This window comes from Streptomyces sp. 3211.6 (assembly GCF_003634815.1).
Taxonomy (GTDB): domain Bacteria; phylum Actinomycetota; class Actinomycetes; order Streptomycetales; family Streptomycetaceae; genus Streptomyces; species Streptomyces katrae_A.
Map to the genome: position 1 here is coordinate 2082685 of NZ_RBXC01000001.1, position 25658 is coordinate 2108342.

Annotated in this window: 23 protein-coding genes; 11 read left to right on the plus strand and 12 right to left on the minus strand. The window is 72.8% G+C overall.

The genetic code is table 11. From position 1 onward, the window contains the following. The first annotated feature begins 39 nt into the window (after positions 1–39). Positions 40–1308 carry a tyrosine--tRNA ligase gene (gene tyrS / locus BX286_RS09710; RefSeq protein ID WP_121014862.1) on the plus strand — a complete coding sequence of 423 codons (1269 nt, stop codon included), beginning with the start codon at positions 40–42 and terminating at the stop codon, positions 1306–1308. 89 nt (positions 1309–1397) lie between these two features. Here tyrS and BX286_RS09715 read toward each other — a convergent pair whose 3' ends face one another. Beyond that, complete coding sequence (locus BX286_RS09715; RefSeq protein WP_079425577.1) at positions 1398–1676, minus strand: GlsB/YeaQ/YmgE family stress response membrane protein; 279 nt, start codon at positions 1674–1676, stop codon at positions 1398–1400. Positions 1677–1812: 136 nt separating this feature from the next. On the opposite strand from BX286_RS09715, the gene BX286_RS09720 reads away from it, so the two are divergent. Continuing rightward, positions 1813–2145 (plus strand): DUF3099 domain-containing protein, encoded by a 333-nt coding sequence (locus BX286_RS09720; RefSeq protein WP_079431635.1) that lies wholly within the window; start codon positions 1813–1815, stop codon positions 2143–2145. A 138-nt stretch (positions 2146–2283) separates the two neighbouring features. Next, positions 2284–2511, plus strand: coding sequence for a hypothetical protein (locus BX286_RS09725; protein WP_107438241.1), 228 nt, complete (start codon positions 2284–2286; stop codon positions 2509–2511). Positions 2512–2569: 58 nt separating this feature from the next. Here the strand turns inward: BX286_RS09725 and moaA are convergent, their stop codons facing one another. From moaA to BX286_RS09740, 3 genes are all read right to left on the minus strand, one after another. Beyond that, complete coding sequence (moaA, locus tag BX286_RS09730; protein ID WP_079425580.1) at positions 2570–3559, minus strand: GTP 3',8-cyclase MoaA; 990 nt, start codon at positions 3557–3559, stop codon at positions 2570–2572. A 170-nt stretch (positions 3560–3729) separates the two neighbouring features. Beyond that, positions 3730–5355: a cation acetate symporter gene (locus BX286_RS09735; RefSeq protein WP_237292744.1), complete on the minus strand. Its 1626-nt coding sequence runs from the start codon at positions 5353–5355 to the stop codon at positions 3730–3732. After that, the gene (locus tag BX286_RS09740) at positions 5352–5717 is read right to left on the minus strand and encodes a DUF485 domain-containing protein (RefSeq protein ID WP_079425582.1); all 366 of its coding nucleotides are present in this window, start codon (positions 5715–5717) and stop codon (positions 5352–5354) included. Before BX286_RS09740 ends, BX286_RS09735 begins: the two co-directional genes overlap by 4 nt. 270 nt (positions 5718–5987) lie before the next feature. Here BX286_RS09740 and BX286_RS09745 point away from each other — a divergent pair, with 270 nt between their 5' ends. Then, a complete protein-coding gene (locus tag BX286_RS09745) occupies positions 5988–7535 on the plus strand; it encodes a S8 family serine peptidase (protein WP_079425584.1) in 1548 nt (515 codons plus the stop codon). 54 nt (positions 7536–7589) lie between these two features. Here the strand turns inward: BX286_RS09745 and BX286_RS09750 are convergent, their stop codons facing one another. Genes BX286_RS09750 through BX286_RS09760 form a run of 3 tightly spaced genes read right to left on the minus strand, consistent with a single transcriptional unit; the run spans position 7590 to position 10227 of the window. Further along, positions 7590–8633 (minus strand): zinc-dependent alcohol dehydrogenase family protein, encoded by a 1044-nt coding sequence (locus tag BX286_RS09750; RefSeq protein WP_079425585.1) that lies wholly within the window; start codon positions 8631–8633, stop codon positions 7590–7592. Between the two features lie 23 nt (positions 8634–8656). After that, a complete protein-coding gene (locus BX286_RS09755; RefSeq protein ID WP_079425587.1) occupies positions 8657–9334 on the minus strand; it encodes a lysoplasmalogenase in 678 nt (225 codons plus the stop codon). A 17-nt stretch (positions 9335–9351) separates the two neighbouring features. Next, complete coding sequence (locus BX286_RS09760) at positions 9352–10227, minus strand: sterol desaturase family protein (RefSeq protein WP_100863892.1); 876 nt, start codon at positions 10225–10227, stop codon at positions 9352–9354. 92 nt (positions 10228–10319) lie between these two features. Here BX286_RS09760 and BX286_RS09765 point away from each other — a divergent pair, with 92 nt between their 5' ends. Then, positions 10320–13394, plus strand: a complete 3075-nt coding sequence (locus BX286_RS09765; protein WP_121014863.1) for an NACHT domain-containing NTPase — start codon at positions 10320–10322, stop codon at positions 13392–13394. Between the two features lie 23 nt (positions 13395–13417). Here the strand turns inward: BX286_RS09765 and BX286_RS09770 are convergent, their stop codons facing one another. Genes BX286_RS09770 through BX286_RS09785 form a run of 4 tightly spaced genes read right to left on the minus strand, consistent with a single transcriptional unit; the run spans position 13418 to position 17618 of the window. Then, entirely contained in the window at positions 13418–14638 is a 1221-nt protein-coding gene (locus BX286_RS09770; RefSeq protein WP_121014864.1) for an amidohydrolase family protein, read from the minus strand. Continuing rightward, the gene (locus BX286_RS09775) at positions 14635–15921 is read right to left on the minus strand and encodes an amidohydrolase family protein (protein WP_100863890.1); all 1287 of its coding nucleotides are present in this window, start codon (positions 15919–15921) and stop codon (positions 14635–14637) included. Before BX286_RS09775 ends, BX286_RS09770 begins: the two co-directional genes overlap by 4 nt. A gap of 13 nt (positions 15922–15934) precedes the next feature. Beyond that, on the minus strand, positions 15935–16819 hold the full coding sequence (locus BX286_RS09780) for an SDR family NAD(P)-dependent oxidoreductase (protein WP_079425597.1): 885 nt from the start codon (positions 16817–16819) through the stop codon (positions 15935–15937). Between the two features lies 1 nt (position 16820). Beyond that, complete coding sequence (locus tag BX286_RS09785; protein ID WP_100864300.1) at positions 16821–17618, minus strand: acetoacetate decarboxylase family protein; 798 nt, start codon at positions 17616–17618, stop codon at positions 16821–16823. 151 nt (positions 17619–17769) lie between these two features. Between BX286_RS09785 and BX286_RS09790 the strand changes: the two genes are divergently transcribed. From BX286_RS09790 to BX286_RS09820, 6 genes are all read left to right on the plus strand, one after another. Then, positions 17770–18402 carry a TetR/AcrR family transcriptional regulator gene (locus BX286_RS09790; protein WP_121014865.1) on the plus strand — a complete coding sequence of 211 codons (633 nt, stop codon included), beginning with the start codon at positions 17770–17772 and terminating at the stop codon, positions 18400–18402. Between the two features lie 207 nt (positions 18403–18609). Then, a complete protein-coding gene (locus tag BX286_RS37405; RefSeq protein WP_261993392.1) occupies positions 18610–21462 on the plus strand; it encodes an RING finger family 4 domain-containing protein in 2853 nt (950 codons plus the stop codon). Between the two features lie 111 nt (positions 21463–21573). Beyond that, the gene (locus BX286_RS09805) at positions 21574–22551 is read left to right on the plus strand and encodes a DEDDh family exonuclease (RefSeq protein WP_100863888.1); all 978 of its coding nucleotides are present in this window, start codon (positions 21574–21576) and stop codon (positions 22549–22551) included. 88 nt (positions 22552–22639) lie between these two features. Continuing rightward, complete coding sequence (locus tag BX286_RS09810) at positions 22640–22873, plus strand: hypothetical protein (RefSeq protein ID WP_079431638.1); 234 nt, start codon at positions 22640–22642, stop codon at positions 22871–22873. 79 nt (positions 22874–22952) lie between these two features. Continuing rightward, complete coding sequence (locus tag BX286_RS09815) at positions 22953–23741, plus strand: SURF1 family protein (protein WP_079431639.1); 789 nt, start codon at positions 22953–22955, stop codon at positions 23739–23741. A gap of 10 nt (positions 23742–23751) precedes the next feature. Next, a complete protein-coding gene (locus BX286_RS09820) occupies positions 23752–24507 on the plus strand; it encodes an SDR family oxidoreductase (protein WP_121017607.1) in 756 nt (251 codons plus the stop codon). 323 nt (positions 24508–24830) lie between these two features. On the opposite strand, the gene BX286_RS09825 is transcribed toward BX286_RS09820, so the two are convergent. Beyond that, positions 24831–25610 carry an enoyl-CoA hydratase/isomerase family protein gene (locus BX286_RS09825; protein ID WP_079425603.1) on the minus strand — a complete coding sequence of 260 codons (780 nt, stop codon included), beginning with the start codon at positions 25608–25610 and terminating at the stop codon, positions 24831–24833. Positions 25611–25658: the final 48 nt, after the last annotated feature.

Consider the following 25658-nt stretch of genomic DNA (forward strand, 5'->3'; position numbering starts at 1 on the left):
AGCACGGCATTCCCACCATTCGCAAGGAGTCGAGAGACCGTGACGGACATCGTCGACGAACTGAAGTGGCGCGGGCTGTTCGCCCAGTCCACCGATGAAGAAGCGCTGCGCAAGGCCTTCGCGGACGGTCCCGTCACGTTCTATTGCGGCTTCGACCCGACGGCCGCCTCGCTGCACGTGGGACACCTCGTGCAGGTGCTGACCGTGCGCCGGCTCCAGCAGGCGGGTCACCGCCCGCTGGCGCTGGTCGGCGGGGCCACCGGGCAGATCGGCGACCCGCGGCCGACGGCCGAGCGGACGCTGAACGACCCGGAGACCGTCGCGAACTGGGTGACGCGCCTGCGCACCCAGATCGAGCCGTTCCTGTCCTTCGAGGGCAAGAACGCGGCGGTCATGGTCAACAACCTGGACTGGACCGCGGGCATGTCCGCGATCGAGTTCCTGCGGGACATCGGCAAGCACTTCCGCGTCAACAAGATGCTGACGAAGGACTCGGTCGCCAAGCGGCTGGAGTCCGACCAGGGCATCAGCTACACGGAGTTCAGCTACCAGCTGCTCCAGGGCATGGACTTCCTGGAGCTGTACCGCCGCTACGGCTGCACCCTCCAGCAGGGCGGCTCGGACCAGTGGGGCAACCTGACGGCCGGCCTGGACCTGATCCACCGCCTGGAGCCGCAGGCCCAGGTGCACGCGCTGGCGACCCCGCTGATGGTCAAGGCGGACGGCACCAAGTTCGGCAAGTCCGAGAGCGGGGCCGTCTGGCTCGACCCGGAGATGACCACCCCGTACGCGTTCTACCAGTTCTGGCTGAACGTGGACGACCGGGACATCTCCACCTACATGCGGATCCTGTCCTTCCGCTCCCGTGAGGAGCTGGAAGAGCTGGAGGCGCAGACCGCCGAGCGCCCCCAGGCGCGGGCCGCCCAGCGGGCGCTCGCGGAGGAGCTGACCACGCTGGTGCACGGTGCGGACCAGTGCGCGGCCGTGATCGCGGCGTCGAAGGCGCTGTTCGGCCAGGGCGAGCTGGCGGACCTGGACGAGGCCACGCTGGCCGCGGCCCTGTCCGAGCTGCCGCACGCGCAGGTGGCGGAGCCGGGCCTGGTGGTGGACCTGTTCGCGGAGACCGGCCTGGTCGCCAGCAAGTCCGCCGCGCGCCGGACCGTGAAGGAGGGCGGTGCCTACGTGAACAATGTGAAGGTCACCGCCGAGGACGCGGTCCCGGCGAAGGAGGACCTGCTGCACGGGCGCTGGCTGGTGCTGCGCCGCGGCAAGAAGAACCTGGCGGCGGTCGAGGTGACCGGCGCCTGACGGGCACTGCGGCGAGGGGCCGGCGCGGACCGCGAGGTCCGTACCGGCCCCTTCGTCGTGCCCGCCTTCGTCCGGCGGGCTGTCGGCGGTCAGGCCGTGCGGCGCCGGTCGCCGCGCACGGCCAGGTAGACCATGTCGCCGAGCCCGACGATCACCACGGCGCCGGCGAGCTGGAGCAGGTGCCGGATCCAGTCGATGCCCCTGGTGTCGTGGACACCGATCCAGGTCGCCACGGCGTTGCCCAGGACGCCGCCGAGGATGCCGAAAATGGTGGTCAGCCAGATCGGCTGGTGCTGCTTGCCCGGCAGGAGGGCCCGGGCTATGAGGCCCAGCACGAAACCGACGATGATCGCCCACAACCAAGACATGTCGAGCCTCCTCGCGGCGCGGTGTGCGCATGTGGGGCCAGTCTCGGTCCGCAGGGCGCACCACGCACGCCGGGCGGCTCCGTTCGGGCGGTACCCCCTTCTCCCCGCCGTCCGGGCGGCGGCGTACCGTGGGGGCATGCAGCGGACGAAGCGGAACGGAGCCGAGGTCTTCCGGATCACCGGGGCCCGCATGGGGCTCGCGGAGGACGTACGGGGGCGCCAGCGCCGGTACGTGATCTCGATGGGCATCAGGACCGTGTCGGTGATCGCCACGGTGATCCTGTGGAACGTGGAGCGCCATGTGGCCGTCGTGACGCTCGCGGCGGGCCTCCTGCTCCCCTACATCGCGGTGGTCATCGCGAACGCCGGGCGCGAATCGACGCCCTCGCTGCCGTCGCACTTCGTGCCCGCCCCGGTGCGTCCCGCGCTGGAGCCGGGGAACCTCAGGAAAACCTCAGATCAATCATGAAGTTCCGGTGCACCCCACCCGGTCCTGCGTGACATACTGCCTACGCGCTCCGCATCCCCCGTCGGAGCGACGGACCGACGCCGGGCAGCTCCCCCCGTGGCTGCCCGGCGTCGCCCTTCCGTTTGTAGGGTTGGGGCCGTGACCTCTTCCGATACCCCCACCTGCTCCGCCAAGGGCTGCCGCGACGCGGCCGTATGGGTCCTGGCGTGGAACAACCCGAAACTGCACGCGCCGGAGCGGCGCAAGACCTGGCTGGCGTGCGAGGAGCACCGCGAGCACCTCTCCCAGTTCCTCGGGGTCCGCGGCTTCCTGAAGGACGTGGTGAAGCTGGAGGAGTGGGTGCAGCCGGAGGGCTCGGAGCGCTGAAACGTGGAAGGGCCCTCCCGCCGGCGGGAGGGCCCTTCCACGTACGCGGCCGGTGCGGCTAGCCGCCGATCGCGGACATCGGGCGGTCGGGCTGGAGGAAGGACGGGTCGTCGAGGCCGGAGCCGGCCTTCTTGCCCCACATCGCCACCTTCCACAGGCGGGCGATCTCCTCGTCCGGGGCGCCCGAGCGCAGCGCGGAGCGCAGGTCGGACTCCTCGGTGGCGAACAGGCAGGTACGGATCTGGCCGTCGGCCGTGAGCCGGGTGCGGTCGCAGGCTCCGCAGAAGGGGCGGGTGACGGAGGCGATGACCCCCACGGTGGCGGGGCCGCCGTCGACCAGCCAGCGCTCGGCGGGGGCGGAGCCGCGCTCCTCGGCGCCCTCCTCGGTGAGGGTGAAGCGGGTGTGCAGGGACTGGAGGATGTCCCCGGCGGTGATCATGCCCTCGCGCTTCCAGCCGTGCTGGGCGTCGAGGGGCATCTGCTCGATGAAGCGGAGCTCGTACTCGTTCTCGACGGCCCAGGCGAGCAGGTCGGGGGCCTCGTCGTCGTTGAGCCCGGGCATCAGGACGGCGTTGACCTTGACGGGGGTCAGGCCGGCCTCGCGGGCGGCGGCCATGCCGTCGATCACGTCGTGGTGGCGGTCGCGGCGGGTGAGGGTCTTGAAGACCTCGGGGCGCAGGGTGTCGAGCGAAACGTTCACCCTGTCCAGGCCGGCGGCCTTGAGCGCCTGTGCGGTGCGCTTGAGGCCGATGCCGTTGGTCGTCAGCGACATCCTGGGGCGGGGTTCCAGGGCGGCGCACCGCTCGACGATCCCGACGATGCCGGGCCGCAGCAGCGGCTCGCCGCCGGTGAAGCGGACCTCGGTGATGCCCAGGTGCGTGACGGCGATACGGATCAGCCGGACGATTTCGTCGTCGCTGAGCAGATCGGACTTCCCCAGCCACTGCAGGCCCTCTTCGGGCATGCAGTAGGTACAGCGCAGGTTGCACCGGTCGGTGAGCGAGACGCGCAGGTCAGTGGCCACGCGGCCGTACGTGTCGAGAAGCACTGTGGGCCCCCCTCCCCTGTCCGGATCTAGAGGTTCTATGGATCGAGCCTACGCGACCCGTGTGTCCCGGAGGGGTGCCCGAATGAACGAGACGTAACGTGGCCGCATCGTACGGAAGTACGACGCGGCCACGCACGGTGTTCGTACGGTCTCGGGGAGCCGCCCCCCTGTCAGTGGGCTCCGGTGCCGGTGAGGGAGCGCACCTCCAGTTCGGCGAACTTCTGGGGGTCGGCCTCTTCCTTGGACAGGAGCGTGCCCAGCCAGCCGAGGAGGAAGCCCAGCGGGATGGAGATGATGCCGGGGTTCTCCAGCGGGAACCAGTAGAAGTCGGCGTCCTTGAACATCGAGGTGGGCTTCCCGGAGACCACCGGCGAGAAGAGGACCAGGCCGACCGCCGAGATCAGGCCTCCGTAGATGGACCACAGCGCGCCCCGGGTGGTGAAGCGCTTCCAGAAGAGGCTGTAGAGGATCGTCGGGAGGTTGGCGGAGGCGGCGACCGCGAAGGCGAGGGCGACGAGGCCGGCCACGTTCATGTCGCGGGCCAGGGCCCCGAGGAAGATCGCGACGGCGCCGATGACCACGGTGGACCAGCGGGCGGCGCGCACCTCCTCCTTCTCGGTGGCGCGTCCCTTGCGGATGACGTTGACGTAGATGTCGTGCGCGAAGGACGAGGAGGAGGCCAGGGTGAGGCCGGCGACCACGGCGAGGATGGTGGCGAAGGCCACCGCGGAGATCACCGCGAGGAGGATCGCGCCGCCGGTGGAGTCGGGGCCGCCGCCGACGGCCTGGGCGAGCAGCGGGGCCGCGGTGTTGCCGGCCTTGTTGGACTTGATGATGGCGTCGCGGTCGAGGAGGGCCGCGGCCCCGAAGCCGAGCGCGATGGTCATCAGGTAGAAGGCGCCGATGATGCCGATGGCCCAGTTCACGGACTTGCGGGCGGCCTTGGCCGTGGGCACCGTGTAGAAGCGGATCAGGATGTGCGGCAGGCCGGCGGTGCCGAGGACCAGGGCGAGGCCTAGGGAGAAGAAGTCCAGCTTGGTCAGCGAGTCCTTGCCGTACTTCAGGCCCGGCTCCAGGAACTTGGCCCCCTTGCCGCTGTGCTCGGCGGCCTGGCCGAGCAGCGCGGAGACGTTGAAGTCGAACTTCAGCAGCACCAGGAAGGTGATCAGGAGGGTGCCGGCGATGAGCAGCACCGCCTTGACCATCTGGACCCAGGTGGTGCCCTTCATCCCTCCGATGGTCACGTAGACGATCATCAGTACGCCGACCAGGGCGACCACGGCGATCTTGCCGCCGTCGGCGGTGATGCCCAGCAGCAGCGAGACGAGCACGCCCGCGCCGGCCATCTGGGCGAGCAGGTAGAAGATCGATACCACGATGGTGGAGGTGCCGGCGGCGGTGCGGACGGGCCGCTGGCGCATCCGGTAGGCGAGCACGTCGCCCATCGTGTAGCGGCCGGAGTTGCGCAGCGGTTCGGCGACCAGCAGCAGGGCCACCAGCCAGGCCACGAGGAAGCCGATGGAGTAGAGGAAGCCGTCGTAGCCGAAGAGGGCGATGGCTCCGGCGATGCCGAGGAAGGACGCGGCGGACATGTAGTCGCCGGAGATGGCGAGGCCGTTCTGGAAGCCGGTGAACTGGCGGCCGCCGGCGTAGAAGTCGGCGGCGTCCTTGGTCTGGCGGCCGGCCCAGACGGTGATGACGAGGGTGGCGACGACGAACAGCCCGAAGAGGGTGATGATCAGCGGGCGGTGTTCGGTGGCGCCGGCGGCGGTCGTCAGGTGCGGGATGGCGCTCACGCTCCGCCCTCCAGCCGGTTCTTGATGGCCCGTGCCCTGGGGTCGAGCTTGGCGGCGGCGTGCCGCGAGTACAGCCAGGCGATCAGGAAGGTCGTCGCGAACTGGGCGAGTCCGAGCACCAGGGCGACGTTGACGTTGCCGAAGAGCTTGGTCCCCATGAAGCCGCCCGCGTAGTTGGACAGCAGGACGTAGAGCAGGTACCAGGCGATGAAGGCCACGGTGAGCGGGAAGGCGAAGGAGCGGTAGGAGCTGCGCAGTTCGGCGAACTCGGGGCTCTGCTGGACGCGCGCGAACTCTTCGGCCGACACCTGGGCCGGGGCCGGTCCCGCGCCGCCCGGCGGCGGCGCTGCTTGCGTGGTCACGGGGGGTTCTCCTTGTGGCGCGGGTGCGGTGGGGACGTGCAAAACAACCTCCGTGTGGGGGGCGGTGGTGCTGAGCCCCCCGGTCAACGGCACGTGCGGCGCGCCGGGACGGTTCAACACCCGTTTTTTCTTCGGCGGTTCTGCGTTTTAAACGGCTGATTCCTCGAACTGATGGCGCAAAGGCGAACGGCGCCGCTAGGTTCGCTTGTCATGAACGCGTCCGACGCGACCGCGTGCGGACTGCTCCTTCACGGATGATGTGGAGAACCCATGGCTCATCTGGGATCCGGCCGTCGGCGGGCCCTCGCCGTTCCGGTCGGCCTGGCGCTCACGGCCTCACTCGCCTTCCTGCCCTCGGTGGCTGCCTCGGCCGCGCCGCTGGGCGACACGGCGGGCTCGGCGACGCCCGCCCGGGCCGCCGCCACCGGCCCCGCGCTCTCGTACGTGGCCAACCTGACCGCGTACGGGACGGCCAGGCAGGCCGAGAAGGCCGTCGAGCAGGCCGGCGGGACGGTGGTGACGTCCTATGAACAGATCGGCGTCGTCGTCGCACATTCCCAGAACCCGGACTTCGCCAAGCGGCTGCGGGCCCAGCGGAACCTGTTCGTGTCCGTGGGAGCCACCCGTACGGCCCCCCTCCAGACGGTGCAGACCACCGAGGAGGGCACCACCCAGCGGCTGAGCGACGCCGACGCCGCGCGCGCCGCCGCGCGGGCCGAGCCGGGCCAGGAACCCCTGGAAGCCAACCAGTGGGACCTGCGGGCGATCAAGGCCGACCAGGCCCAGAAGGTCGACGCGGGCAGCCGGGACGTCACGGTCGGGGTCATCGACACGGGCGTCGACGACACCCACCCCGACCTCGCCCCGAACTTCTCCAAGGGGCAGTCCGCCAACTGCGTCGGCGGGGTCGCGGACACCACCGACGGCGCGTGGCGCCCGTACGCCGACGGCAGCGACCACGGCACGCACGTGGCGGGCACCATCGCCGCCGCGCGCAACGGGATCGGCGTCAGCGGCGTCGCGCCGGGCGTCAAGGTCGCCGCGATCAAGGTGAGCGAGCCCGGGACCAGCCTCTTCTACACCGAGGCGGTCGTCTGCGGCTTCATGTTCGCCGCCGAGAAGGGGATCGAGGTGACCAACAACAGCTACTACGTCGACCCCTGGTACTTCAACTGCAAGACGGACGACGACCAGAAGGCGCTGGTGGAGGCCGTGACCCGGGCGAGCAGGTACGCCGAGCGCAAGGGCGTGCTGAACGTGGCCGCGGCCGGCAACGAGAACTGGGACCTGGCCGCCGACTCGATCACCGACGACACCAGCCCGGACGACGCCACCCCGACGTCGCGCACCATAGACCCGAAGGTCTGCCTGGACCTGCCCGCGCAGCTGCCGGGCGTGGTCACGGTCAGCGCGACCGGCGACAAGGGCTTCCGCTCGTACTACTCCAGCTACGGGCTCGGCGTCGTCGACGTGGCCGCCCCCGGCGGCGACAAGTGGCAGGTCCCGGCCACCCCCGACGCCAACGGCCGGGTGCTGTCCACCCTCCCCGGCGGCGGCTACGGCTACAAGCAGGGCACCTCCATGGCCACCCCGCACGTCGCGGGCGTCGCCGCCCTGCTCAAGAGCGCGCACCCGGGGGCCACGCCCTCCCAGCTCCAGACGATGCTCAAGGCCCAGGCGACGAAGACCGCCTGCCCGGACAAGATCTACGACGGCACCGGCAACCTGGTCGACGCCACCACCTGCCAGGCCAAGTGGGGCCAGACCGGCTTCTACGGCGCGGGCGTGGTCGACGCCCTCAAAGCCGTGAAGCGGTGACGGGGAGGGGCCGGGCGGGGACCACCGCCCGGCCCCTCTGCCGTCAGGGCTTGATCAGGGCTTGATCAGGACCTTGAGGGCGCTGCGGTCGTCCATCGCGCGGTAGCCGTCCGGGACCTCGTCCAGCGACACGGCACGGTCGAAGACGGGCGCCGGGTCGATCGCGCCGCTCAGCACGTCCTCCAGCAGCTCCGGGATGTACGCGCGGACCGGGGCGACACCGCCGCGCAGGCTGATGTTGCGGTCGAACATCACACCGAGGTCGAGCCCGGTGCCGCTGCCGTGCGGCACGCCGACGTAGCCGATGGCGCCGCCGTCGCGGGTGATGCTGACCGCCGTGCGCATGGACTGCTCGGTGCCCACGGCCTCGATGACGGCGTGCGCGCCCTGCCCGCCGGTCAGCTCGCGGACGGCCGCCTCGGCCGCCTCGCCGCGCTCGGCGACCACGTCGGTGGCCCCGAAGAGCTTCGCGATGTCCGTACGGGCGCTGTGGCGGCCCAGGGCGATGATCCGCTCGGCGCCCAGGCGCTTGGCGGCGAGGACCCCGCACAGGCCGACCGCGCCGTCGCCGACGACGGCGACGGTGGAGCCGGCGCGCACGCCCGCGCCCAGGGCGGCGTGGTGGCCGGTGCCCATGACGTCGGAGAGGGCGAGCAGCCCGGTCAGCAGGTGGTCGTCGGAGGCGGCCGCGGCGGGCAGCTTGACCAGGGTGCCGTCGGCGTGCGGGACCCGCACGGCCTCGCCCTGGCCGCCGTCGGACCCGACCGAGCCCCAGAAGCCGCCGTGCACGCAGGAGGTGTACAGGCCTTCGGAGCAGTAGTCGCAGGTGCCGTCGGACCACATGAAGGGGGCCACGACCAGGTCGCCGGCCTTCAGGCCGGAGACCGCGGAGCCGGTCTCCTCGACGACGCCGAGGAACTCGTGGCCGATGCGCTGGCCGGGCTGGCGCTGGGCCTCGCCGCGGTAGGCCCACAGGTCGCTGCCGCAGATGCAGGCACGCAGGACGCGGACGACGGCGTCCTCGGGGCGCTGGATCGCAGCGTCGGGCACCTCCTCCACGCGGATGTCGTGCGGGGCGTGGATGACGGTGGCGCGCATGGTGGTGCAGCCCTCCGGGTAGTTCAGTCTTGTAGGACTTCCCTACCGTACGCCTGCTCCCGGCGAAGCGCTCCCGCGGCCAGCAGGTACTGGGCCGCCAGGTAGGTGGCCATGATCCAGAAGTCGGGGCGCGGCAGCTGCGGCCACTTCGCCACCCCGGTGGCGATGAGGGTGTCGGAGAGCAGGAACAGCGCTCCGCCCACCCCCGCGATCCGGCCCAGAGCGCTGGAGCGGTAGGCCATGGAGGCCAGCAGCAGGCTGTAGCCGGCGACGGGGATCCGCAGTCCGGCCGGCAGGTCCCCCCACAGCAGCGCGACGGTCCCGACGAGCGCCACGGCGTACGCGCCCCCGAGCACGGGACTGGTCCGGCCGCGCCCGAACAGACTGTGTTTGTTGAAAAGCATGAGGTAGCAGACGTGCCCGGCGGCGAAGGAGCCCATGCCGAGGAGGAAGGCGGGCTCGGCGTCGAAGAGCAGGGCCAGGTCCCCGCCCCAGCCGAACAGCAGCGCGGCGACCAGCAGCCGGGGGGCACGCAGGGTGAGCACGTACCCGACGAGCAGCGGCATCAGCAGCGGCTTGGCGATCAGGTGCCCCGGGTGCCAGCCGGCGAGCAGCGAGGCGAGGTCGACGGCGCAGGCCAGGGCGAAGGCACCGAGCAGCAGCCGCCCGGCGGTGCCGGTGCCCTCCGGTACCGCCCGCATACGGGACTGGACGGCACTCACGCGGCGGGCTCCGGCGCCTTCTCGGCCTGCGCGACCGCGGCCGGGGCGGGCTGCCAGCCGGGCCCGCGGAACACCCGCCCGGCGCGCTCGCGCCAGCTGCGGGCGGCGCGCACGTCGCGGGCGATGGCCGCGTACTCGTGGGTGGCGACGCGCAGGGGGTTGAAGGTGCCGATGTTCTTCGTGAGCCCGTAGACGGGCCGCTCGGTCTCCCCCACCCAGGACCCGAACATCCGGTCCCAGACGATCAGGATGCCGCCGAAGTTGCGGTCCAGGTAGCCGCCCTGGGAGGCGTGGTGGACGCGGTGGTGGGAGGGGGTGTTGAAGACGTACTCGTAGGGGCGGGGAAGCTTTCCGATGCGCTCGGTGTGCACCCAGAACTGGTAGAGGAGGTTGATGCCGTAGCAGAACGGGATCGCAGCGGGGTGCACCCCGAGGGCGACCATCGGCAGGTAGAACCACCAGGTGGTCGCGCTGGTCCAGGGCTGGCGCAGGGCGGTGGTGAGGTTGAAGTTCCGGCTGCTGTGGTGGACGACGTGGCAGGCCCACAGGATGCGGATGACGTGGTGGAGCCGGTGCTGCCAGTAGTAGAGGAAGTCCTGCACGAGGAGCATCAGCAGCGCGGTCCACCACAGGAACGGCACCCGCAGCGGGGTCAGTTCGTAGACGGCGGTGAAGACCGCGACGACCGGGATCTTCCAGAGCAGGTCGAAGCCGATGCTGCCGATCCCCATCGTGACGCTGGTGACCGCGTCCTTGGCGTCGTAGCCGGCGGCGTCCTCGTCGGGATGGAGCCGGTAGCTGACCACCTCGATGACGGTGAGAAGCACGAAGGCGGGTATGGACCACAGCACGACATCGGGCAGATTGGGCATGGGCGCACCTTAGGGCGGGTTCCGGGGTGCCGCTAGGGGTTGTTACCGATCAGTATCCGACGGGGTTACCCGGGGTACAAGGGGGAGGGTGCATGGCAGGGGTGGAAACCGCCGTACTCAGGGCGGCGAGCACGGCGGCGGGGTGGCTGTGGCGGTCCCGGCTGGGCCAGGTGCCGGGGGCCCGGCTCGCCGACCGCCCGGTACGGCCGGCCGCGCGCTGGCGCCGGCCGGAGGAGCTGGGTGCGCCGGAGGCGCGGAGGCTGGCCGAGGGGCTGGCCGGCCGTCTGGGCGGGGCCGCGGCCCGGCTGCCGGAACACGAACGGCTGGCGGCGCTCGACGCGGTGGCCGACGCCTTCGCGGGGCTGGGCCGGGTGGACGCCGATGCCGTCTTCGCGGCGGACCTGGACCCGGTCCGGCTGGCGGCCCTGCTGCGGGTACCGCCGGAGTCGGGGCTGAGCCCGGCGGCCGAGGCCCTGGCCCGGGACCTGATCCGGCTCGCCTGCGCGCACGCGGTGGAGTACCTGACGACGCTGCCCTCGTTCGGGGCGCGGGCGGAGGTGGAACTCGTACGCCGCACCGGGGCGTTGCAACGGTCGGTGGACCGGCTGGCGGAGGCCGGGGGCGACGGGGCGGGACACGCCTTCGAGGAGCGGTACGCCCGCTGGGTGGCCGACACCCACGGACGGCTCCAGCTGTTCGGCCTGACGACCGGCCGGGCGCGGGAGGAGTGGCCGCTGGACCTGGCGTACATCGGCCTGGGCGTGAGCGGGGAGCAGCCGCCGGTGCTGCCGGGCGAGCCGGGGATGCACCGGACGACGCTCCGGGCCGACCAGGCGCTCGGCGCGGCGGAACGGGTCCTGCTGCGGGGCCCGGCGGGCTCGGGCAAGAGCACGCTGCTCCAGTGGCTCGCGCTGAACGCGGCCCGGCGGGCGGAGGGGCCGTGGGCCCTGTCCGTACCGTTCGTCCTGCGGCTGCGGTCCTTCACGACGACGGAGGCGCTGCCCCTGCCGGAGGAGTTCCTCAAGGCCGCCGGGGTGCCGTTGTCGGCTCCGCCGGGCTGGGTGGAGGAGCTGATGCTCAGCGGCCGGGCGCTGGTCCTGGTCGACGGGGTGGACGAGGTCCCGCAGCGGCTGCGCGGCCGCACGGAGACCTGGCTGAGGTCCCTGATCTCGGCCTTCCCGAAGGCCCGGTACGTGGTCACCACCCGCCCGTCGGCGGTGCCGGAGGACTGGCTGGCACGGGAGGGCTTCGCAGCACACTCACTGCTGCCGATGGAGCGGGAGGAGGTGGGGGCGTTCATCGGGCACTGGCACCGGGCCGCGCGGGCGGAGTGCCCGGGCGAGGACCTCGACGCGTACGAGTCCTCGCTGCGCGAGGCGGTGACAGCCCGCCGCGACCTGGGCCGCCTGGCCACGAACCCCCTGATGTGCGCCCTGCTCTGCGCCCTGAACCGGGACCGGCGGATGCAGCTGCCCCGGGCGCGGAAGGAGCTGTACGACGCGGCACTGGACATGCTGCTGGTCCGGCGGGACACGGAGCGGGAGATCTCGGGGGTGGAGGGGGTCTACCTCACCCGGGACGAACAGATCCTGCTGCTCCAGCGGTTCGCGTACTGGCTGATCCGCAACGGGCAGGTGGAGGCGGGGCGGGAGGAGGCGGTCGAGCTGGTGGCGGAGTGGCTGCATGTCATGCCGCAGGTCCAGGGTGACCCGGAGCGGGTCTTCACCCACCTCCTCATCCGCAGCGGGCTGCTGCGCGAGCCGGTGGAGGGCTCGGTGGACTTCGTCCACCGCACCTTCCAGGATTACCTGGGCGCGAAGGCCGCTGTGGAGTCCCGGGACTTCGGCGTCCTGGTCAAGAACGCCCAGGACGACACCTGGGACGACGTAGTCCGCATGGCGGTGGGCCACGCGCGGCCGGACGAACGGACCCGCATCCTGCGGGGCCTGCTGAAGCGCGCGGACAAGGTCAAGGGGGCGAAGAACAGGCTCGTCCTCCTGGCCGCCGCCTGCCTGGAACACGCCCCGGAACTGGACCCGTCCCTGCGGAGCGAGATCCAGTCCCGGACCGCGGAACTGCTCCCGCCACGCACGCCGGAACAGGCGGAGGGCCTGGCGAAGGCCGGGGAACTGGTGCTGGAGCTGCTGCCCGGCCCGGCGGGGCTTTCGGAGGATGAGGCGGCTGGTTGCGTGTGGGCGGCGGCTCTGATCGGCGGAGCCCGGGCGATGGACCTCATCGCCCGCTTCCGCCGGGACGGCCGGCCCACCGTCCAACGGTGGATCGCCAGCAGCTGGCAGCAGTTCGACACCGGACCGTACGCCGTGGAGGTACTCGCCGGCGCGGCACTCGGCCGGAACACCATCACGGTCCGCACCCCGGCCCAGCTCGCTGCGCTGGAGACGCTGCCCCGGGTGGAAAGCCTGCACCTCAACGGAACCGACACGGTTCCGGCACGGGTCAACGGCCCGGGCCTGAAGAGCCTCGTACTGTTCGACAGCGGGTTGGACGACCTCGGTTCTCTGATCCCTCACGCAGGCCTCGAGTACCTGGCCCTGCACTACTGCCCGAACCTCTCCGGTCTGGGACCGCTTGCGTCCCTCCCCGGGTTGGAGACCCTGGTGCTGTCGCACCTGCCCGGCGGGCTCGACCTCGCACCGCTCGCCATGCTGGGCGCACTTGATTGGCTGACGTTCAACACGCCGACGTACGTGCAGCGCGTCTCACACATCCCCGCCCCGCGGTCCCTCAAGGGGCTGGTACTGATGAACCAAGGGCTGCGGCTCGACTCCTTGGACCCCTGGCCGGACCTGGAACTGCTCAACGTCACGGGGCCGGAGCTCCTGAACCAAGTGGCCGCACTGCCACAGCTCCCCCGCCTCCGCAGCCTCGGTGTACTCATGCACGAGGACCTGGACCTGGCGGTGCTGCTCGGACAGCCTCAGCTGAACAGGGTGAACCTCTCCGGCTGTCACTGCCCGGACGGTCTGGCGGCACTCGCCGACCTGCCCGAACTCACCCATCTGACCCTGGCAGGCTCCGGAAGCAGCCACGACCTGGCTCCGCTCGCGGCCCTTGACCGGCTGACGATCGCTATCGGCTCGAACGTCCACGTCGAAGGCCTCGACCGGATCCCGCCCGAGCGGATCAAGAGGCTGAGCCCCTGGTGAACCGCCCCGGCGGGAGCCGTACGTCACCAGACCCGGACCGACCCCCCTCGGGCGAAGGCCGGGCTGGTGGCGTCGGGCGGGACGGACGTCAGCGGCTCGGCTATCTCCGAGACCAGCGGGCCATGCTTCGCCGCCACCGCGTCCAGCAGGGCCAGGTCAAAGCCGTACACCCGGGCGGCGTTGCCGCCCACCATGGCCGCGACCTCCTCCCTCGGGAGCCCCGCGTACGCGATGCGCAGGCCCTCGCGGGAGTAGGGGGCGGTGCCCTCGTCGTGGGGGTAGTCGCTGCCCCACATGATCTTGTGGAGGCCGATCCGCTCCCGCAGCGGGACCTCGTGGGGGCGCATGAAGCTCGCTCCCACGAAGCAGTTGTCCCGCCACACCTCGCTCGGGCCCTTGCCCATGGACTCCGCCAGCCCCGCCCCGAACTTGGACTCCGCCGTCGACGAGGCAGCCACCAGGCGGCCGTGGTAGTAGTCCAGCATCTGCAGGACCCCCGGGATCCAGCCCGAGCCCTGTTCCGTCAGGACCAGTTTCAGGCCCGGGTGGCGGCGGAAGGCGCCGCCGAAGATCAGGTGCCACAGGGCCCGGTGCGAGAACCAGGTGGTTTCGACCATGAAGACGGCCCGGGCGGCGGGCTCGTCACCCAGCGGCGGGGACGCCGAGCCGCCGTGGTGGTTGACCGGGACGTCCAGTTCCTCGCAGACCGCCCAGATGGGGTCGTACGCGTCCGAGTACAGCTCGGGGACGGACGAGCCGGGCGGGACGCCGGGCAGCAGGACGCCGCCCGTCAGCCCGGCCTCACGGGCACGGCGGATCTCCTTCACCGCCGCGTCCACGTCGTTGAGGAGGATCTGCGCCACCCCCGCCCGCCGGCCTGGCGCGTCCGCGCAGAAGTCGGCCAGCCAGCGGTTGTGGGCCTGGAGCCCGGCCCAGCGCAGCTCGTACTCGGCGGCCGACGGGGGCTGGGCCATCAGGGAGGCCTTGGGGAAGAACGGCGGGATGGTGTTCGGGAAGACGACCTCCGCGACGATGCCGTCCGCCTCCAGCTCCGCCAGCCGGCGCGCCGAGTTCCAGTTGCGGTCGGCGGTGTCGGCGAGCAGGTCCTCGTACGGGTTGACGTACGTGGCGGCCCAGGCGTCGAACGCGTCGTGGTGGCGCTTGGCCAGGTACGGCTTGTAGTCCAGCAGGTCGGCGCCCGCGTGGCAGTCCGCCGAGATGACCGTGTAGCGGTCCTCCGTCATGCCGAGACCCCCAGGACCGGGAAGTCCTCGCCGGTCAGCCAGTGCCGGCCGGTCTCGCGGGAGCGGGCCCAGGAGGCCTCCACCGCCGCCTGGTCCGGGCTCTGGCCCAGTTCGGCCGGGGTGGGGCCGATCCGGCGGGCGAGCGGGGCGAGCGCGGCCGTGTCGAAGCCGAAGACCTCGGCCGCCGCCAGGCCCAGCATGCGCCGGGTCTCGGCGACCGGGATGTCGTGGAAGGTCCTCGCCAGCCAGTTGCGGGTGTCCGGCCAGGTGCCCTCGGGGTGCGGGAAGTCGGAGCCCCACAGGATGTTGTCCACGCCGATCTCGTAGCGCTGGGCCAGTTCGCGGCGCTTGGTGTTGGTGGCGCAGACGAAGACCTGCCGGTCGAGGTACTCGCTGGGCGGGCGTTTCAGTTCGGCGAAGGGCGAGAGCTTCTTGCCGCCGTGCGCGCCGAGGTAGAGGCGGTCCATGAACCACAGCTGGTTCGGCAGCCACCAGCAGCCCGACTCGGCAACCCCGAACTTCAGGCCCGGGTGGCGTTCGAAGGCCCCGGACCACAGCAGGAACCACAGCGGCCGGGCCGGCCACCAGGTGACCTCGGAGACGTAGATGCCGAGGTGGTCTCCGTACTCGTGGCGCGGGGCCGCGCCCGAGTGGGTGACGACGGGCATCGCGGTCTCGGCGGCGGCCGCCCACACCGGGTCGTAGCGGCGGTCGTGGTAGGGCGCCTTGTCCACCCACATGGAAGGGATCATCAGGGCGCCGAGGCCGGACTCCTTGGCCCGGTGGATCTCGGCGACCACCTTGGCCGGCTCGGCGGTGACGGGCAGCAGGGCGACGCCGCAGTGCCGCTCGGGGTTGCGGGAGACGAACTCGGCGAGCCAGCGGTTGTGCGCCTGGGCGCCCGCCATGCCGAGCTCGGGGTCCTGGTCGCCCGAGAGGCCCAGGCCCACGCCGAAGGGGGCTGCGGTCTGGCTGTCCACGGCGTCGGCGTCGGGGAAGACGACCTCGGCGGCCACCCCGTCGCCGTCGAGCTCCTTCAGCCGCTGGGCCGGGTCCCAGCCGCCCTTCAGGCCCTCCTCGTGGTCGTGGAACCATTTCTCGGCGAAGGCCTCGTTGCGGATGCCGAGGCGGGTGGCTTCCTCGCGGCGGGCGTCGCGCTGGCCCAGGAACTCGTCGAAGGCGCGGTGGAACCGGGAGTCGAGGTAGGGGCGGTACTGCTCGGTGGGCAGCCCGGCGTGACAGTCGGAGGAGATGATCAGGTACGGGTCTTCGTACGCGCTCACGGTGTGTCGCTCCTCAGTCGAGGATGAAGCTTTCCAGGTAGGCGGGGTTGGCGCGGTCGAGCATCGACTGCGAACGGGCGCGGATCTGCCGGTCGCTGTGCTCGCTGGCCGGGAGCATCCAGAACCGGTCGGCGCGGATGCCGTCCACGACGTGTTCGGCGACCTCCTCGACCGGGGTGAACCGCACCTCGTGCCCGGCCGCGCGCATCGCGGACTCGTACTGGTCGAGGGTGCGGTACGGGGACTTGCGCGGCCGCTGCTTCGCGTAGCGCTCGGGGCGGTTGCGGTGCGACTCCCACAGGCCGGTGCGCAGCATGTGCGGTCCGGGGAAGAGGACGGAGGCGCCGACGCAGGCGCCCTCCGCCTTGAGGTGGGCGTAGAGGGACTCGGTCATGGTGACCACCGCCGCCTTGGTGACGGCGTAGACGGAGGCGGTGGGCAGCGGGGCGATGCCGCCGTCGCCGGAGGAGGTGTTGACGACGTGGCCGGGGGCGCCGCCGGCGATCATGCGGGGGACGAAGGCCTGGATGCCGTGGAAGACGCCCCAGACGTTGACGGAGAAGGCCCATTGCCAGTCGTTGGGCTCGTGCTCCCACATGCGGCCCTCGGCGCCCGAGCCGACGCCCGCGTTGTTGCAGAGCACGTGGACCGCGCCGAAGGCCTCGTAGGCGGCGTCGGCGAGGGCGACGACGGAGTCGCGGTCGCTGACGTCCACGGTGCGGGCGAGGACGTCGGCGCCCTCCGCCCCCAGCGCGTCGGCGGCCTTGCGCAGGGCGCCCTCCTCGACGTCGGCGAGGACCACCTTCAGCCCCTCGGCGGCGAAGCGGCGGGCCATGGCCAGGCCGATGCCGCTCGCGGCGCCGGTGACGACGGCCACCTGTCCGGATGCGAGCCGCATGTCACGCACTCCCCTCGGGCGGTCCGTCGAAGGCCTGTTGCGGGTCGTCGTAGCGCTGGTGGAGGTACGGGAGCAGGGCCTGGGCGCTGACCCGTTCGACGACGCGGCCCTGCTGGTCGGTGGTCTTCTCGCCGAGGGTGAGCTCCACGAGGCGGCGGACGGGCAGGTCGGCCACGGGATCGAACATGGACTCGCGCAGGATCACGTCACCGGTGAGGTGTTCCAGTCTGCGGACCTTCTCGTTGCGCGTGCAGTGCACGAGGACGGGATCGCTCTCGAAGCCGGAGCCGTCGACCGCGGGGAGGAACTTGAAGTAGAAGTCGGTCTTCTTCGCCGGTTCGGGCACCGGCAGTTCCCGGTCCACCGCCCCGCGCACCTCCACGAAGGCGATGCCGTGCCGGGCGAGGGCGGCGCGGACGACCAGGCCCTCGCGCTCGACGGTGACCTCGCCCAGTTTCTTGGGCTCTCCGAAGACCTCGCGGCCGCCGGTCAGGGCCCGCTCGTGGGTCATCGGCATGACCAGCGGGTACCAGCCCTCGACCCCGCCGTGCCGGGCGGCGACGGCCACGGAGCCGGCGCCGAGCGGGTAGCCGGGCAGGTCGACCTTGCTGATGTTGGCCCGGACGAGGGGCCGTTCGGCGGGCTTCAGCGGCGGCGGCAGGACGGCCGCCACCACGTCCGGATCGGTCTCCCAGACGGCCACCACTCCGGTGGACCAGATGTCGGGGAGGTTCGAGCTCTTCTCGCGCGACGCGGCGATCTCCGCTTCCGTGCGCGCTCCGTACCGTACGCGTGCCATGTTCCGCACCACCCTTCTGGGGGTCCCCCCGGACGGAGTCTGGGGGAGGGGTCCTGTAACACAGTTACACCGCTGCCGATGAAGGGTAAAGAGGGCCGCACGCAGGAAAACTGACGCGACGTCGGATCGGTCGGCCCCGGGGAGGACGCCGATGGCGAGGAGCCCGCTCACCCGCGAGGAGGTACTGGAGGCCGCCGCCGCACTGGTCAGGCAGCACGGCCCGGGCGCCCTCACCATGCGCAAACTCGCCGCCGAACTCGGCACGGCGGTCACCTCGATCTACTGGCACGTGGGCAACCGCGAACAGCTCCTCGACGCCCTCGTCGAACGGACCGTCCAGGACATGGGCGCCATCCGCCCCTGCGGCCGCACCCCCGCCGAGCGCATCGTCTCCGTCGCCCGCAGCATGCGCCGCGAGCTGCGCGAGCGCCCGCACCTGATCGCGATGGTCCACGAACGCGGCCTGACCGACCGGATGTTCCTGCCCGCCCAGCGGGCCCTGGTCGCCGAGGTGCGGGCGGCGGGGCTGCGCGGCGCCCGCGCGGCCGACGCGGTGCGCGCCGTCCAGTTCCAGGTGGTGGGCTTCGTCCTGGTCGAGCGCAACCGCGAGCGCTCCCCCGTCCAGTCCCCCGGCGAGGGCGAGCTGTGGGAGCCGGCCGCCGCCCCGGACGACCCGGACCTGGCCCGCGCCCTGGGCCGCCCGGCGGACCCGGAACGCCTCTTCGTGCTGTCCGTGCGGGCCCTGACGGAAGCCCTCCTGACGGCGGACGACCCGCCCCCGTAAATCGCTTGGCGGCCCGGGCCGGGTGTGGTCGGATCGGATCCGACGGGGGCGGCTCCCCGGCGTGCATCCTTCTCACCCTTCTACGAAAAGACTCCGCGCGCCCTCTCTCCGCCCCCGTCCCACCGACTTCCGCGCGCCGCCGCGCCCGCGCTCCCGCCGGGCCCCCGCGCGCCGTTCCAGCTCCGTCTCCCGAAGGGGAAACCGCCGTTGCCGGCTGCCGACTCCGTCCTGCTGCGCCGTATCCAGACCGTGTACGTCGACCACGAACCGGAGCCCGGCCGCGCACCGGGACCGTCGCTGCGCAGGCTGGAGGCGGAACTGCTGGGCCGCGGCTACCTCCTCGACCCGGCACTCCACGCCGCCCTGGCGGGGCTGGGCCCCGAGGACCTCGCCGCCGCGCACAGCCGGCTGACGGGCCTGGCGGACGGGCTGCTCGGCTCGGACCGGACCCACCGCCCGCTCCTGCGCCGCTTCCCGCGCGTACTGCCCCGCGACCCCGGGGCGCTGTACGCCGACCGGATCTTCGCGCACCTGCTCCAGCGGCCGTACCAGCCGTGCGTGTTGTGCGGCGAGGCCGGGCGCGTCCGCGCCGTCTCACCGTGCGCGCACCTGGTGTGCCGGGCGTGCTGGGACGAGACCGAGTACGACGGCTGCCCCCTCTGCCACCGCCGCATCGACGCCGCCGAACCGTTCCTGCGGGCGGTCCGGGCCGTCGGCGCGGCCAAGCCCGCCACCCCGGGCCCGCTGCGGCTGCTGCGGCTGGGCGCCGACCGCCGCGCCGACGCGACCGAGCTGGTCGGGCGGCTCCTGGCCCGGCGCACCCCACTGTCCCCCCAGGACCGCGACGACCTGCTGGCGCTGCTGCCGCTCTCCCCCGCCGGGCGGGGGCTGCTGCCCGCCGATATCCCGGTGCGCGAGACCAAGGCCCTGGTGGTCGCCACGCTGCTGGCCGCGGCGCCGGAGGACGCCGGGGAGGCCGTACGGGCACTGCCCGCCGAGCGGCTGACCACGGCCACCGACGTGCTGCGGGTGCTGGCGGTGCTCTCGGGCGGGGAGCCCGGCCTGGATCCGCTGCCCCGGTTCGGCGGGCTGCCCCGGCGGCTGCGGCGGGAACTGCTGGGCGTGCTGGACGGGTTGCCCGCGGCGTTCCTCGTCGAGGACCTGCTGCGGCACCCCACCGCGTGGAAGCGGGCGGCCGAGGTCCTGCACCCCTTCGAGGACCACCGCCGCCACCCGCGGGCCGCGCTGGCCTTCGCCGTGCTGCGCGGAACCCCGGTCCGCGCCGGCACCGCGCTCGGGGCGGCCCTGCTGGAGACGGCGGCCGCCCATCCCGACGCGGTCCGGGCGGACGCCGGGGCCGGCCGGATCCGGCCCGCGACCTGGGCCGGGCGGCTGGAGCGGGCCCTGGCCGCCGGGGACCTCGCCGCCGCGACGGGCATCGCCGCGCAGCGCCCCGGCGAACTGGTGCGCCGGCTCGACCACCTGCTGCGGCTGGCCGCGGAGGGGCGGCCCGGGGAGGCCGCGGGACTCGCACTCCCGTCCGAGCTGGCGGAGGCGCTGCGCCACGGGCTGCCCAAGGCAGGTCCGGGCCCGCTGCTGTCCGCCCTCGGCGCCCTGCGGGTGCGCACCGAGGACCGGACCGGCCGGCGCCGGGTGTTCTTCCCGGGGGGCGAGGTCACCCGTGCCCTGGTGGTGCCGGAGCGGCGGCCGCCGCTGCCCGCCGGGCTCGTGGAGCAGACCGTCACCCTGCTGGAGGCCGAGCTGCTGCGGCGGTTCGCGACCGCGGGCGAACGGCCGGAGCCGGGCTCGGACGCCGGAACGGCGGCGGACGCCGGGCCGGGGGCGGACGCCGGCCCGGGGGCGGACGCCAGCCCGGGAGCGGACGCCAGCCCGGGAGCGGACGCCAGCCCGGGAGCGGACGCCAGCCCGGGGGCGGATGCCCGGGCGGCGGCGGACGCCGGCCCGAAGGCGGATGCCCCGATGGAGGCGGGCGGCGCCCCGGGGGCGTACGACCTCGCCGTGCTGGACTCCGCGCTGGCCGACCTGACCGTCCCCTTCACCGAACGGGCCGCCGCCAAGGCCCTGGTCGCGGTCCCCCGGGGCAGCCGGCAGCCGGTGCCCGCGGGCGAGGTGCTGCGGCTGTTCCTGCACTGGACGGAGCCCGAGGGCGAACGCACCGACCTGGACCTGTCCGTGGCCTTCTACGACGCCGACTGGGCCTACGCCGGCCTCTGCGACTACACCTCCCTGCAGTTCGGCGAGGGCGCGGCGGTCCACTCCGGAGACCTCACCTCCGCCCCGGCCCCCGACGGGGCCACGGAGTACGTGGACCTCGACGTGGAACAGCTGGCCGCGCAGGGGGTCCGCTACGCCGTCCCCCTGGTGTTCAGCTTCAACAACATCCCCTTCGACGAGCTGCCCGACGCCTTCGCCGGCCACATGGGCCTGCCCGCCGGCCGGCCCCGCGACGCCCGCTACGACCCGCGCTCCGTCCGCCAGCGCTTCGACCTGGCGGGCCGGTCCCGGATCTGCCTGCCCATGGTCGTGGACCTGGAGCTGCGGCAGTCGCTGTGGACCGACGTCCACCTGCCCCCGGCCGACGGCTTCCAGAGCATCGCCACGATGGGCCCGCGGCTGGGCGAGGTGGTCCGGGACGTGTACGAGCAGTTCGGCTCGACGGCGCGGGTGACGCTGTGGGACCTGACGGTGTGGCGGGCCGCGGCCCGCACCCGGGAGGTGACGGTGGTGCGCCGGGCTCCCGCACCGGGCCTCCCCGACGAGCTGTGGACGCACCGGCGGCGGGCCGGCGAACCGGTGGCGGCCTTCGCACACCGGATCGCGGAGCTGGCGGACCCGGACGTGCGCGCGCCCGCGCAGGACGCCGACGCCGAGGCGGCCCGACTCGCCTCCGGGCGACGGGTGTTCCTGGCCGCCGTGCACGGCGGCCCGTCCCCCGAGCGGGCCTCGGGCACGGTCTACCGGCTGTTCCCCGGCCGCGACGGCCACGGGCCGGACTTCCGGCAGGTCACCGCCGGGGACCTGGTCGCCGAACTGGGCTGAACGGCGCGTACCGGAGCCCGGATCCGGGGCCGCGGCGGGGCGCGGCGGGAGGGACGGCCGGAACCCGGCTCCCCGCGGAATCGGAACTGTCGGTGAGGGCCCGTATCCTCTATGACCATGCTCGACGACCGTACGACCGCAGACACGACGTGGCCGACCGCGTACCCCCAGGGGTACGCGGTCGTCGACGTGGAGACGACCGGGCTCGCTCGCGACGACCGGATAGTGTCCGCGGCCGTCTACCGGCTCGACGCACGGGGCAACGTCGAGGACCACTGGTACACCCTGGTCAACCCGCGCCGGGACCCGGGCCCCGTCTGGATCCACGGTCTGACGAGCGACATGCTCGCTGACGCGCCCCTCTTCGAGGACATCGCCGGGGAGTTCGCCGAGCGGCTCGCGGACCGGGTCCTCGTCGCGCACAACGCCATCTTCGACTGGCAGATGATCGCCCGGGAGTACGCGCGGGCCTCGTCGGCCGCGCCGGTCCGCCAGCGGCTGTGCACCATCGCCCTGTCCAAGGAGCTGGACCTCCCGCTGCCCAACCACAAGCTGGAGTCCCTCGCCGCGCACTACGGGGTGGTCCAGCAGCGCGCCCACCACGCCCTCGACGACGCCCGCGTCCTGGCGGAGGCCTTCCGTCCGTCGCTGCACGCGGCCGCGCGGGACGGCGTACGCCTGCCCCTGCTGGAGTGCCGCCCGCTGACGGAGTGGTCGGACTCCCCCGCCACGCCGCGGGTCGGCTACCAGGCCTCGTACGGGGGCAGCTGGCGGGCCTCGAGGAAGCTGCCGCCCTCCCCGTACCCGAACCCGGGGCGGTTCGAGGACGGCAAGCCGCTGAAGCAGGGCATGCGGGTCGCCTTCTCCGGTGACACCTCGGTGGACCGGGAGCTGCTGGAGGACCGGGCGGTGGAGGCCGGGCTGCATGTCGCGACGAGCGTGTCGCGGCTCACCAGCCTGCTCGTCACCAACGACCCCGACTCGGCGACCTCCAAGACGGTCAAGGCCAAGTCCTTCGGCACCCCGGTGGTGGACGAGGCGGCCTTCACGCAGCTGCTGCGCGACGTGGCGCCCGCCGAGGAGAAGTAGCGTCGGGATTGCTCCGGGCGGGTGCAGGCGCGGCGACTCACCCCGGCGGATCTTGTTCCGGCCCTCCGGCCCGCGAACCATGCGGCGCATGGCACGTTGTGAGGTCTGCGGAAACGACTACGGGATGTCCTTCGAGGTGCACGCGCAGGGCGCGGTGCACGTCTTCGACTGCTTCTCCTGCGCCATCCACCGCATGGCGCCCATCTGCGAGCACTGCCGAGTCCAGATCATCGGGCAGGGCGTGGAGGTCGAGGGACAGTGGTTCTGCGGCGGGCACTGCGCCCGGGCGGAGGGGAAGGTGGGCATCGTCGACCGCGTCTGACCCGTCCGCTTCCTCCCCCTCTACCCCGGAAGGCCACCCGGCCTCCGGGGTCCTTTCCCTTGCGGGTACCGTCATGGGCGTGTACCGCTTCTTGCTGACCCGGCAGTGGGTGTGCCTCACCCTCATCGCCCTCGTCCTCATCCCCGTGATGATCAAGCTGGGGTTCTGGCAGTTCCACCGCCATGAGCACCGGGTCGCCCAGAACGAGCTGATCGCGAAGAACCTGTCGGCGAAGCCGGTGCCGGTGACCGAGGTCACCTCGCCCGGCCACACCGTCCCGCGCTCCGACTACTGGCGTGCCGTCACGGCCACCGGTACGTACGACTCCGCGCACGAGGTCGTCGTGCGGATGCGCACCTCGAACGACGACAAGGTCGGCTTCCAGGTGGTGACCCCGCTCGTGCTGGGCGACGGGCGGGTGGTGCTGGTGAACCGGGGCTGGGTGCCCGGCGGCGACGACCCGACCGCCTACCCGCCCGTGCCGGCCGCGCCCTCGGGCGAGGTGACGGTCAATGGACGGCTCAAGGCCGACGAGACCAGCGGCGACAGCGGGATCAAGGACCGCAAGGGCCTGCCGGAACGTCAGGTGATGCTGGTCAACAGCGAGCAGCAGGCCGCCTACCTGGGCAAGCCGGTCCTCGGCGGCTACCTGGAACTCACCTCCCCGCTGCCGCGGAGCGGCGGCCCCGAGGCGGTGGCGGAGCCCGACCACGATTCCATCGGCCCGCACATGGCCTATGCCGTGCAGTGGTGGCTGTTCGCGGCGGCCGTGCCGGTGGGGTGGCTGGTCCTGGTACGCCGGGAGCGGCGCGACCGCGAGGCGGCCGGGGCTGCGGAGGCCATGTCGCCGGAGCCCGCTTCGGCGTAGGTTGGGCGGCATGGATCTTGGACTGAAGGACCGTGTCTACATCGTCACCGGCGCCACCCGTGGCCTCGGCTTCGCTTCCGCGCGGGAACTGGCCGCCGACGGCGCGAAGGTACTGCTGACCGGACGGGACGAGAAGCGGGCGGCCGCCGCGGCCGCCGAACTGGGGCCGGACGCGGTGGGCCTGGCTGCCGACAACGCCGACGCGGGGGCCGCGGAGCGGTTGGTGGCGGAGGCCAAGGAGCGTTTCGGGGGGCTCGACGGCATCCTCATCAGCGTCGGCGGACCGGCGCCGGGCGGCGCGCTGGACAACACCGACGAGCAGTGGGCGGCGGCGTTCGAGTCGGTGTTCCTCGGCGCGGTGCGGCTGGCCCGGGCCGCGGCCGCGGAGCTGGGTGAGGGCGGGGTCATCGGCTTCGTCCTGTCGGGCTCGGTGCACGAGCCGATCCCCGGCCTGACCATCTCGAACGGCCTGCGGCCGGGGCTGGCGGGCTTCGCGAAGTCCCTGTCGGTGGAGCTGGGGCCGCGCGGGATCCGCGTGATCGGGCTGCTGCCGGCACGGATCGACACGGACCGGGTGCGGGAGCTGGACGCGCTCTCCGGGGACGCGTCGGCCGCGCGGGCGGGGCACGAGGCCCGGATCCCGCTGCGGCGGTACGGGACGCCGGAGGAGTTCGGGCGGACGGCGGCGTTCTTCCTCTCGCCGGCGGCGTCTTACCTCACGGGTGTGATGCTCCCGGTCGACGGCGGCTCCCGCCACGGCTTCTGACCCCGCCAGGGCTGCGGGTGCCGCTGCGCGGAGCCGTCTCCCCGCCCCACCCTTCCTCCGTTCCCACCTCGGTCGCCGGTGCGGCCACGGACACGGCGCTACCGCCCCCACGCTGGGGGTACCTCCCAGCGGTAGCCGGGGGGAGGAAGGGCGGGTAGGGGACCTCAACCCGCGCAGCGGCAACGGGCCGCGGGCGACGGCCGGGCCCAGCCAGGAGCAGCGGCCGCGCCCGGCGCCCCGACGGACGGAGTCCGGCGCAGCGCCGCGAAGCCGGGGAGGCCGCTCGCGGCCGAGCCGCGCGAGCGGCGCGTCAGGAAGGAAGGCTAGTCGGAGAGGCCCGCGAGGTCGCGCAGGCGGCGCGCCTGGGCGGCGCGTTCGGCGACCCGCTGGTCGTCGTAGGCACGGGACCCGGCCCCCCGCAGCAGCGCCTTCGTCTCGATGACGGCGTCGCGCGGCGGCGCCAGCAGCGCGGTGGTGAGGTCCTGGACGGCCGCGTCCAGTTCGTCGGCCGGGACGACCAGGTTCGCCAGCCCCACCCGCTCGGCCTCCTCCGCATGCACGAAGCGGCCCGTCGCGCAGATCTCGAGCGCGCGGGCGTAGCCGACCAGGGCGGTCAGCGGCTGGGTGCCGGCCAGGTCGGGGACGAGACCCAGGCTGGTCTCGCGCATGGCGAACTGCACGTCGTCCGCGACGACCCGCAGGTCGCACGCGAGTGCGAGCTGGAAGCCGGCGCCGATGGCGTGTCCCTGCACGGCGGCGATGGAGACGATGTCATTGCGCCGCCACCAGGTGAAAGCCTCCTGGTACTCGGCGATCGTGGCGTCGAGCAGTTCGTCGGAACCGCGCGCCAGATCGAGGAAGGACGGCTCGCCCTCGAAGCCCTCGGGGGTGAACGCCTGCCGGTCGAGCCCTGCGGAGAAGGACTTGCCCTCGCCGCGCAGCACGACGACCCGGACCGTGCCGGGCAGCGACCGTCCGGCCTCCGCCAACGCCCGCCAGAGCGCGGGGGACTGAGCGTTTCGCTTGGCCGGGTTGGTCAGCGTCACCGTGGCGACCGTGTCGTCGATGGTGAGCCGTACGCCATCCTTGTCGAGCAGAGCCATCTGGTGCCTCCGGTGTGCAGTCGCGGCCGGACGTCCGACCTAAGTGAC

Coding starts and splice junctions, on each gene's coding strand:
- BX286_RS09715 (WP_079425577.1), bottom strand. CDS start 1,676: ATGTCTTGGTTGTGGGCGATCATCGTCGGTTTCGTGCTGGGCCTCATA.
- BX286_RS09720 (WP_079431635.1), top strand. CDS start 1,813: ATGCAGCGGACGAAGCGGAACGGAGCCGAGGTCTTCCGGATCACCGGG.
- BX286_RS09745 (WP_079425584.1), top strand. CDS start 5,988: ATGGCTCATCTGGGATCCGGCCGTCGGCGGGCCCTCGCCGTTCCGGTC.
- BX286_RS09750 (WP_079425585.1), bottom strand. CDS start 8,633: ATGCGCGCCACCGTCATCCACGCCCCGCACGACATCCGCGTGGAGGAG.
- BX286_RS09755 (WP_079425587.1), bottom strand. CDS start 9,334: ATGCGGGCGGTACCGGAGGGCACCGGCACCGCCGGGCGGCTGCTGCTC.
- BX286_RS09760 (WP_100863892.1), bottom strand. CDS start 10,227: ATGCCCAATCTGCCCGATGTCGTGCTGTGGTCCATACCCGCCTTCGTG.
- BX286_RS09765 (WP_121014863.1), top strand. CDS start 10,320: ATGGCAGGGGTGGAAACCGCCGTACTCAGGGCGGCGAGCACGGCGGCG.
- BX286_RS09770 (WP_121014864.1), bottom strand. CDS start 14,638: ATGACGGAGGACCGCTACACGGTCATCTCGGCGGACTGCCACGCGGGC.
- BX286_RS09780 (WP_079425597.1), bottom strand. CDS start 16,819: ATGCGGCTCGCATCCGGACAGGTGGCCGTCGTCACCGGCGCCGCGAGC.
- BX286_RS09785 (WP_100864300.1), bottom strand. CDS start 17,618: ATGGCACGCGTACGGTACGGAGCGCGCACGGAAGCGGAGATCGCCGCG.
- BX286_RS09790 (WP_121014865.1), top strand. CDS start 17,770: ATGGCGAGGAGCCCGCTCACCCGCGAGGAGGTACTGGAGGCCGCCGCC.
- BX286_RS09805 (WP_100863888.1), top strand. CDS start 21,574: ATGACCATGCTCGACGACCGTACGACCGCAGACACGACGTGGCCGACC.
- BX286_RS09810 (WP_079431638.1), top strand. CDS start 22,640: ATGGCACGTTGTGAGGTCTGCGGAAACGACTACGGGATGTCCTTCGAG.
- BX286_RS09820 (WP_121017607.1), top strand. CDS start 23,752: ATGGATCTTGGACTGAAGGACCGTGTCTACATCGTCACCGGCGCCACC.
- BX286_RS09825 (WP_079425603.1), bottom strand. CDS start 25,610: ATGGCTCTGCTCGACAAGGATGGCGTACGGCTCACCATCGACGACACG.